At 58.5% G+C, this 4789-nt stretch carries 6 protein-coding genes and 1 pseudogene; 3 read left to right on the plus strand and 4 right to left on the minus strand.

Translation table 11 applies throughout. The features are described from left to right. The 3 genes from ACP5J3_RS10820 to ACP5J3_RS10830 all read left to right on the plus strand — a co-directional run. Positions 1-1895 (plus strand): hypothetical protein (locus ACP5J3_RS10820; RefSeq protein ID WP_428495705.1); only part of this gene is annotated, 1895 nt, incomplete at its 5' end. Between the two features lie 546 nt (positions 1896-2441). Beyond that, on the plus strand, positions 2442-2645 hold the full coding sequence (locus ACP5J3_RS10825; RefSeq protein ID WP_428495706.1) for a hypothetical protein: 204 nt from the start codon (positions 2442-2444) through the stop codon (positions 2643-2645). Continuing rightward, complete coding sequence (locus ACP5J3_RS10830) at positions 2630-2887, plus strand: DUF3800 domain-containing protein (protein WP_428495707.1); 258 nt, start codon at positions 2630-2632, stop codon at positions 2885-2887. The genes ACP5J3_RS10825 and ACP5J3_RS10830 overlap by 16 nt, the downstream gene beginning before the upstream one ends. Before the next feature lie 18 nt (positions 2888-2905). Here the strand turns inward: ACP5J3_RS10830 and ACP5J3_RS10835 are convergent, their stop codons facing one another. From ACP5J3_RS10835 to ACP5J3_RS10850, 4 genes and pseudogenes are all read right to left on the minus strand, one after another. After that, positions 2906-3205, minus strand: a complete 300-nt coding sequence (locus ACP5J3_RS10835) for a hypothetical protein (RefSeq protein WP_428495708.1) — start codon at positions 3203-3205, stop codon at positions 2906-2908. Further along, positions 3190-3573, minus strand: coding sequence for a hypothetical protein (locus tag ACP5J3_RS10840; RefSeq protein ID WP_428495709.1), 384 nt, complete (start codon positions 3571-3573; stop codon positions 3190-3192). Before ACP5J3_RS10840 ends, ACP5J3_RS10835 begins: the two co-directional genes overlap by 16 nt. Then, positions 3567-4127 carry a zinc ribbon domain-containing protein gene (locus tag ACP5J3_RS10845; RefSeq protein ID WP_428495710.1) on the minus strand — a complete coding sequence of 187 codons (561 nt, stop codon included), beginning with the start codon at positions 4125-4127 and terminating at the stop codon, positions 3567-3569. Before ACP5J3_RS10845 ends, ACP5J3_RS10840 begins: the two co-directional genes overlap by 7 nt. A gap of 52 nt (positions 4128-4179) precedes the next feature. After that, positions 4180-4789: pseudogene (locus ACP5J3_RS10850) on the minus strand (transposase); the annotation flags it as partial.

Genomic DNA, 4789 nt, shown 5'->3' on the forward strand with positions numbered 1-4789 from the left:
GGTGCGCCGGCGCCATGAAGTGGGCTATTCTGCTGGCGCTTTTCGCGTGGGTGGCGGTGGGGCAGGTTGTGGTTTTCAGCGACGGGTCGGGTTATGTGGTTTTTGGGAGGTTGGGTTTTTCCGTTTATTCAATTGATGGGAAATTTCTCTACAGTGGCGGTTTGCCGGCATATGTGGGTTCTACTTGTATCGTTTTCTACTCGGGTGGAGTTTCTGTGGCGGATTTCAGGGGGTTTACCAAGGCTTTTTACCCGCTTAACTTCACGCCTACGGTTCTAGCCGGTGAATGCAGAGCCGTGGTTGCGGCAAACCAGACGCTTGGGGTTTATATTTCCCCGGAGCGGATTTTTAGCTTCTCCCTCCCGGCTCCTCCATACGCCGCGGTGTTTCTCAATGGCGTGGGTTATATACAAGATGTTAACGGCGATGTCCTCGTGGTGGGTCCCCGCGGCGTTGTCCGCATAGCCGTTGGGGGCCATCCAGCCGGCCTGGCGGCGTCTGTGGACTGCGTGGTAGCCTCCGTGGTTAGGGGTGGCGTGCAGTATTTCTATAGGGTGGACGGCGGGTCGGCTATTTTGCTGGGATCGAGGCTGGCTAGGGTGGGCCTCGCCTATTCCTACGCCGTGGGTCCGGGTTGCAGGCTGGAGGTTGCGGCTGGCAACAAGACCACCGCCGTAGCCGTCGACGGGCCCTATACTATATACGGCACGTCCACTGGCTTAGTGGAGGTGTATCTAGGGGGGCAATTGGTCTATTCAAGAAACGTGGGGGAGGCTGTGCTTTCCCTCTCCTCGGCGGGGCTTAACGTGGTGTATGAAACGGCGAGTGGGGCTAGGCCTCTGGTGTTGAGGAACGTCACCGTCGTGTCTAACTGCGGTGTGTGGAGTGTTCTTTTGGAGAGGGGGGAGAGGTATAGTCTGCCTAGGGTGATCGACCTGGGTGGTGGAGCCCGTTGTGTCTATGTTTCAAATGTGACGGAGGGCGGGGTGATTCGGGCGGCGTACGAGAGGCAGTACTACGTTGAGTTAATTTCTCCGAGGCCTCTCTCGGGGTGGTTTGCAGAGGGCTATGTAATTCCGCCGCCTGAGCCGGCGCAGATTGGCTACGTGGTGCTGAGGCCGGCGGGCTGGCTGGTGGGCGGCAAGATAGTTGAGAGGCTTGTGGTTGCCGGCCCTCTGCGGGCTCAGGCTGTGTATAGGGTGGAGCCTGTGGCGCGGGGGGATTTGGGCAACGGCACGTATCTAGATGTTGTGGTTGAAACAGCGGAAGTTGTGTGGCCTCAGCAACCTCTGTATAAGGCGCAACGGCTTTACTATGTGGAGGTTTCTGGACATGCGAGGGCGGAGCGGGGTAGCGGTTTCTACCCAGAGGGTTCTGTAGTTGAGATAATTGCTGAGGAGCCCCAAGCCCCAGAGGGGTGTAGGTACGTGTTTTCCGGGTGGACTGGGATAAACGCCACCGGCCCTAAAGCTGTTGTAAAGGTGAGGGGGCCTGTCAAGGCTTCGCCTAGGTTTATCATGGAGTGTAAAGTGTCGCTCTATACAAAATACGGCGTTGTGCAGAACGCCCCGGAGTGGGCCCCCGTGGGCTCGGTAATTGAGCCCACCGTTACGCCGACGGCCGTGTGGGATCCCTTCCCGTTGCTGTACGAGTTCGCGGGGTGGGAGGTGGGTGGGAGGGTTGTCAGGACGGTAGCCGTCGCTGGGCCTGTGGTGGCTGTGGCTAAATGGTCTTTAAACCCGATGCCGCTGGTGGCGCTGGTAGCGGCGGCTGGGTTAGCGGCGTTTTACATATGGAAACAGAGGAGGCGGCTTGGAATTAAGACTTTTAAATATGGAGGCGTCTTAAAAAAGGCGCCGCCTGGGGAGAAGCAACCCTCTATAGAAGAGGGCTAGGGCTCCTCTACCAGCGGCTTAGCGGTTTAACCCGCCGCGGGGGCGCCTCCTACGCCCGGCTCCCCGACGCCCCCCGGTGTTTTTTCTCGGGACTAATAGCCTCACGCACGGCCAAGGCGCTGGGCGTCCGCCGCGCGGCGGGCAGGCTACTGAGGGCCCATGTGTCTGCCGAATGAGCGGCCTCGAGACTCCAGGTGGCCCCCTCACCAAGGGGCCAAAAGGCGCCTCGGGGTTGCGCCCCCGGGACGCCCGGAGAACAGAAGGAGGCATTGGCGGCTAAGCCATATGTGGGTAATGTGGAGTTTCAGCCACCTGGTGATCGCATCGTTTGAGAGACTTCCGTTGCTAATTATCGACGTCCCTCCTCTATTATCTCTACGGTTGTGCAAGCGGCTTGGAGATTTGATACGTGGCTGATCTCTTCTCCTTTCTTATTTACGCCTTCTGTTGAGGGCGTGGGGCCTCGGGGGCGGATTCCCTCCCCTGCCTGGGGGGACATGTCCGCCCCCCCACCACTTAGTTTTAAGTTGGGTGTATATATTCTTTGTGATTGTGTTTGTCGACGAGAGTGGGGTGAAGTCTTTCTGTAACTGCGTGGCGGTTGGGGCTGTGGCTTTCGAGGCGAGGTACGGGGTGCCGTATATGGAGCTGGGGAGGCACGTCCTTGAGCGTATCCGCCGGATGGCGAGGGTGGGGGCGAGGTTAAGTACGTCGACGTCCGGCGTAGGGCCGACGTGGAGGCTGTTGTGAGGCTTATCTCCGAGGTGGCCGAGGTGAGGTTCAGGGTGGTGCACTTCACGTCGCATGGCGACGTCGAGGAGGCTGTGGCAGAGCTGTCGAGGGGCGCCGTGCTGGTGGTGCTCGACAACCAGCTTCTGCCCCGGAGGCCGAGGGTCGGGGCCCGGGTTATCGAGAGGGATTCTAGGCGGGTGCCGGGGCTCCAGCTGGCCGACGTCGTGGCTGGCTACGCGAGGTCGCGGGGCTGTCGGTAGGTTGCTCACCGCCGGCGTTCACTCCGGCTGAATGTCCGGCACCTCTCCGGGGTAGGGGTGTATTGTTATTACTAGGAGGCACCTCGGCGTCTTGGCTGTTACTACGCGTAGTGTTCTACAGCGGTATTTTACAACTGTCTTTCTTCTTTCTATCTCAGCGGCGCGCCGCTTGGCGGGCACCTCCTCTGGAGTTCCCGCGGCGTGAATTCTGTGGATGTTTTTCATAATGACTTCAACCGCCTCTATGCCTATATACCTCGCTATTTCGTATCTGTGCTTATACTTTGCATGTGGTGTGAGGTCTACTTCACAGTCCAACCTGTCACTGTCTGGATTGCTACACATGGCTCGCCTTCTGGAGTCACGTATCCCTCGGCTATGAGGACTGCGAGGGGCTCTGTGTAGATTTCGATCTCTCTGCCGCCGGCGTTTATGACTGCCTCCGCTGGTTTAACTGTGCGAAAAGAGGCCGGTCTGTACGGGGTGCCCGTTGCACATATCCCAGCTGGTGCGGTGGGCGGCTTGATGTAGCGCGCCGATATGCCTATGCCAACTGCGACGTGGTATCCCTCGACTACTTTGACAACTTTTACATCTACGATTCTGTATGTGACTATGATGCTGTCTTCAACAACTATTTCCCCAGGTTCGCTCTTGAGGAGGTTAGCTGTTAGCTGGGTTACCACAGCTCTACCCCAGCTTTTTTCAACTTCTGGCCTCTTCCCCGCCCCTCGGCTTGGGGCGGCTCATCAGCGCCCTCGGTCCCCGCCGGGGTCACCGTCTCCTCGCCTGGCGGGGTCATGGGGCTGGCCCGGGCCAGCACGGCGGGCCATTCGGCTCTGACAGCTCTCTCGGCCTCAAGCACCTGCGCCGACCACTCCTCCAGCGTCCTCTCGTCAACCGCGGATAGTGCCCTCTTAACGGCTTCTGCATACCTTTTTTCCAGCTTCTCAGTAGCCTTCCACAGCATATTCAATACTGAGGCCACGTCCCGGTGCACCCGGTGTCCCCTTGGACACAGCCCGAGCCTCGGGCCTAATGGGAACGAAAGCTCCTCGCCGTGTACTGGGCAGATCTTGGAGTTCCTGTACGAAGAAACCAGCACCAGCCTCAGGCCACGCTCCGCGGCCTTGCCGGCCGTTTTGTCGACTACCGCCTTCATCGGCATCTGCTTAATGCGGTGTCTCAACTCGGCGTTTTTCTTCTTCTCGACTAACTCCTCCTGGGGCCTCACTCCCAAGTCTTCGGTTATAAGGACGGCAGGCTCCTTTGTTAAATGATGGGCGATCTTATTAACTCGATCCCCCCTTCCTACTGCGCTCCCTCAGCTTCTTAACCCTCTTTCTGTACTCCCTAGTGTGGACGCCGGATAGCCTCTTTCCGTCTATCTCTACAGCGAGCTCCTCAGCCCACCTGCGCCTAACCGCGTCGTATCTCTTCGCCAGCCTGCCGAAGTCGGTTCTGAAGATCTTTATCGATATGGGCTGAATCCATCCTCTGTTCCACTGGGCGATTTTGTCGGCCGTGGGTCTGAGATCCACCCTCGCTACAACCACCGTATTCTCATTAACGTCAAAGGCGGCGACGGTAGCGGGCTCTTTAGGCGCTTCGGGCTCAATCTCGTACGTAAACACGGCGTAGACTCGGTTTTTGACACGCTTTAGTCTGACTGTCGACGCCTTCTTGGCTTTGCCTATTCTGACCAGCCACTCGAAGAGCCAGAACCTCTTGTGCGGCCACAGCTCCGCGGCGTGTCTACCGGACATGAGCCTTATCGACACCGCTGTGAGGGAATCGAAGCGCCAAGCCCTCTCATCTGCGTACGGCGCCACCCACCTCACTTTAGGATGCCTCCCGCCAGTCTTAACCCAGCTGTTGTACGTCTCCACGGCGTCTTTAACC

The sequence above is a fragment of the Pyrobaculum sp. genome (assembly GCF_049971835.1).
In the GTDB taxonomy this organism is placed as follows: Archaea; Thermoproteota; Thermoprotei; order Thermoproteales; family Thermoproteaceae; genus Pyrobaculum.